The 3,855-nt window shown below is 57.7% G+C and carries 5 protein-coding genes; 2 read left to right on the top strand and 3 right to left on the bottom strand.

Going from position 1 to position 3,855, the window contains the following annotated elements; genetic code table 11:
- Positions 1-177 precede the first annotated feature (177 nt).
- On the bottom strand, positions 178-1,074 hold the full coding sequence (locus tag HQL63_15960; GenBank protein MBF0178318.1) for a 4-hydroxy-tetrahydrodipicolinate synthase: 897 nt from the start codon (positions 1,072-1,074) through the stop codon (positions 178-180).
- Between the two features lie 265 nt (positions 1,075-1,339).
- Here HQL63_15960 and HQL63_15955 point away from each other — a divergent pair, with 265 nt between their 5' ends.
- On the top strand, positions 1,340-1,786 hold the full coding sequence (locus HQL63_15955; protein MBF0178317.1) for a hemerythrin domain-containing protein: 447 nt from the start codon (positions 1,340-1,342) through the stop codon (positions 1,784-1,786).
- A 25-nt stretch (positions 1,787-1,811) separates the two neighbouring features.
- Here the strand turns inward: HQL63_15955 and HQL63_15950 are convergent, their stop codons facing one another.
- A complete protein-coding gene (locus HQL63_15950; protein ID MBF0178316.1) occupies positions 1,812-2,507 on the bottom strand; it encodes a c-type cytochrome in 696 nt (231 codons plus the stop codon).
- Positions 2,508-3,052: 545 nt separating this feature from the next.
- Between HQL63_15950 and HQL63_15945 the strand changes: the two genes are divergently transcribed.
- Positions 3,053-3,589: a hypothetical protein gene (locus HQL63_15945; GenBank protein ID MBF0178315.1), complete on the top strand. Its 537-nt coding sequence runs from the start codon at positions 3,053-3,055 to the stop codon at positions 3,587-3,589.
- A gap of 10 nt (positions 3,590-3,599) precedes the next feature.
- On the opposite strand, the gene HQL63_15940 is transcribed toward HQL63_15945, so the two are convergent.
- Positions 3,600-3,773, bottom strand: a complete 174-nt coding sequence (locus HQL63_15940) for a hypothetical protein (GenBank protein MBF0178314.1) — start codon at positions 3,771-3,773, stop codon at positions 3,600-3,602.
- Between the last annotated feature and the right edge of the window lie 82 nt (positions 3,774-3,855).

Here is a 3,855-nt window from a genome sequence, read left to right as displayed (position 1 = left end):
AAAAGCTTGGATATGAAAGCCTTTGTCAGGGCTTCGCCCCGAACCCCACCAGGGCACCAGGGCGCTGCCCTGGACCCGCCAGGGCGCTGCCCTGGACCAAGCCAGGGAGCCAGCCCCCTGGACCCCAATTCGTTGCCGGGTGGCGAATAGTTACGCAAATTTTTCCATCAATCGTTGTTATCGAGTGAAAGGGGCCACCTGCTCAAACAATCCCAGGTTGCGCAGAATGCGTTCCAGGGGCTCCCGATGCTGATCGGACATGGGGGTCAGGGGCAGGCGGATCTCGGGACCGCACAACCCGAGCATGTAGGCAGCCGCCTTGATGGGAATGGGGTTGGTTTCGCAAAAAAGCTTTTGATTGAGGGGTAACAGGGCATCGTGCTCGCGGAGCGCCTCCTTGCTGTTGCCGGCCTGCCAGTGGTTGTAGATGGCGACCATGCGCGCCGGGGCCACGTTGGCGGAAACAGAGATCACGCCGCGCCCCCCAACGGCCAGGAACGGCATGAAGGTGGCGTCATCCCCTGAGAGCAGGGTGATTTTGTCGCCACACAGGGCACGGATGGTCGAGGCTCGTTCCATGCCAGCCGTGGCCTCCTTGACGGCCACCACGTTGGGCAGATCCGCCAGACGGGCCACGGTCTCCGCCTGCATGTCCACAGCGGTCCGGCCCGGCACGTTGTAGAGCACCAGAGGAAGGTCAACGGCCTCGGCAACGGCACGGTAGTGGGTGACCAGGCCATTTTGGGTGGGCTTGTTGTAGTAGGGAGTGATGAGCAGGGCCGCGCTGGCGCCCGCCTCGCGCGCAAATCGCGTCAGGGCAATGGATTCCGACGTGGAATTGGACCCCGTGCCGGCGATCACCGGCACCCGTCCATGAACGTGTTCCAGGCACAGCCGGATGACCTCTTTATGTTCGTCATGGGAGAGGGTCGCCGACTCACCGGTCGTTCCGCAAGGGACAATGCCTTGGACACCCTGGCTGATCTGATAGTCGATCAGACGCCGCATGGACTGGCCGTCCACACGACCGTCCCGGAAGGGGGTGATCAAGGCGCAAATGACGCCTTCAAACATGGATGTAACCTCTGTCTAGTGCCACATGGTTCATGCCGGGGAGACCCCTCCCCGAGTCGCCCGGTACCTTAACGGAATCCCTGCTGCCCCACAAGGTATCCCCAGGGCAACGGAATGGATCGCGATGAGATACCCTTTTTCACCGGATCGTGGTGGGATATCCTTCTCCCGGTGGGGTCGTCCCAGGTCAGGCGTTCGATTCGCGGCGGCAGGGGGGTGCGCACCGTGTGTCATCAAACTGGATGGATCGGAAGAGGGGGTGCTGATGAAGTATCAGTTTTTGCCGGAAAGAGTCCTTTTGGGACACCCAGATATCGATTTTCAACACGAAATGCTCTTTTTCGTCATGGCGGGGCTGCATCGTCTGGTCAAGAAGGAGAAGGACAAACGGGATCCTGAAGTCGATCTGGCTCACCTTGAGAGCATATTCAAGCTGCTCGACGATTACATCGTCACACACTTCTCCTACGAAGAGGAGTTGATGCGGACCCATCACTTCCCGGATACGGAGAGCCATGCCATGGTGCATCGAAAATTCGAGAACAGCATGAGCGCATTCCGGGAAAAACTGGCACACGCCGAAGATAATCCGGAAAGAGGCCTGCTTGCCAAGAGGATGCTGGATTTTCTCTATGAGTGGGTCAACACCCACTTTCCGGTGATCGACCGGCGGTTTTGTGATTTTTTGGCTGCAAAAGAAAAAAACGGGTAGCGGGGCCGAACACTCCCCGTATTTTTCAGAACAACCCTTCCCCGTCGATTTTTTCCGCCGGTACGGCTGGTTTTTCCCGTCCACGGTAGTCGAGATTTTTCCAACCCGGCTTGGCCACCAGCACCGAAGGGGCCGACTCGCGTGACACGTAATCCAGGGCAGCCGACATCTCTTTCTCCGACAGATATTTGATTTGTTTCATTTTGAGGGGATGGACAGCCCGGCGCTTGCCGTTTTTCATCCATTCGATCTGGCGCACCATGTAGGCGTAGTGCTGCCCCTGGATCATGGGGTAGTAGTCGTCGGGTCTGCCTTCACCGTGGTCGCCGTGGCAAGAACGGCAGTAGGCCCGGTAGACCCGCTGCCCGAGTTCCAAATCGGATCCCGGGCCATGCCCGTTCCGGGGATCCATGGGCAGGGAGGTGATGTAGGCGGAAACATCGGAGATGGCCTGATAACCGCCGATCTCATTGGGCAGGGAAAAACGGTACATGCTGGGGTTGTCCCGATTTTTGGCGGCAATATCGGCCAACTGCTTGACTTGCGCCGTGCGGTGCTGACCGGCGATCTGGGGGATTTTGCCATCCAGGCTGCCCCAACCCTCCGGTTGGTGACACTTCTCCGAACAGTACTGGAAATAGATATCCCGTCCCCGTTTGAGATCCGGGCGCAGCGCCAGGGACTCCTCCCGATAAGCCCCTTTGGTCATCCATTGGGACATGATGAAATCCCGCAATGGCCGCAACCCCTGAGCCACGCGCCGGGCATCCTCCTCGCTCTCCTGCTCCAGGTTGCCGTTCGGAAACATGTCGGAACCGAAGAGCCGGGTGAGAAGGGCCTCCTCCTCGGCAAAGCGCTTGTTGCGCCGAAGCAAAAGACTCAGGTTATACAAAGCAAAAGGATTTTCTGGTTGTTGCTCCAGGGCCTGCCGGTAATATTTTTCCGCCTTGACATCGTTGCGTGCATCCACGGCCTCCGTCGCCATGGTGATAAACTCTCCAGATGAGTACGGGGTGGCCTGACACCCGTACAATAGGGAAAATATGATCAAGATCAAATATTTATTTTTCATCGTCATACCAACAACCTCGCAGGTTGAAAAACGGGAACCCACCTCCCGTGTACAAACGGCAGGAACGGCGACACACTCCCAACGTACATCGAGCTTCCTGGTGGAAGAGCGACTGGTTGACGTCGACCGCGATTTTATTATACCAAAGGTACGCATTGTTTGGAATCGGGATCCCAAAACAAGGAGCAGGTCACATGAACGTCGGTAGAGTCGTTTTGGCCATGATCGTTTGTGCATCCCAGACCATCGCGGAAAGATCGTTCGCTGAAACCCCTGCCAGCAAACCGACCCAGGCCGAGCGGACTGCCGGACAGAGCCGGACCCTTCTGGAGCAGACCGGAAAAAAAAAGGCCCTGGATGAACAATCGACGCAGATGATCAAAGCGTTGGACAGCGTGGAGGAGCGCATCCAGGATCTGCGGGTACAAATGGCCAAAGCCCGTCAAACGGAATCCCCGGACGATTGGCGCCTCCTGCTGCGCGAACACAGCGAAACCGTGCGGGAGGTGTTGCGGCAGATGCAGGAGCACGCCCGAGACATGACGAGCCAAACAGACACGGCAACCGGAAGTCCCAAACAGGGAGATCGAAAAAATTCGGATGGCGCGACGGGTGGCATGGACCCTTACAAGGTGGTCATGGAGAAACGCATGGCCATGCTCCTGAGCTTGATCGAGCAGATGATGATCCATATCGATGCCGTCATGATCGGGCCCGGCGGGCAACGTTGAGCAATCCGCATCAAGCCGTCACGTGAAACCGTTTCTGTGCCACTTTTTGGACCATGGCCTTGTCGGCTGCCTTCACCTTGTTGGCGTTGCTCTCTCGTGAGGCCGTGGCGTGCTGTTCGATCTCCTGCCGGGAGGATTGGGTAACCCGGGTCGCCTTTGCGACTGATACGGATGAAATTTCCATATTAAAACCTCTCACAAAAAAACGATCGAAAGACTGGGATGGAGGTCCAGGAGGAAGGGCTGCGCCCTTCCTCCTGGTGGGG

This window comes from Magnetococcales bacterium (assembly GCA_015231175.1).
In the GTDB taxonomy this organism is placed as follows: Bacteria; Pseudomonadota; Magnetococcia; order Magnetococcales; family DC0425bin3; genus HA3dbin3.
Note: the sequence above shows the minus strand (reverse complement) of the source record. Positions and strands in the feature narration are given on the sequence as shown.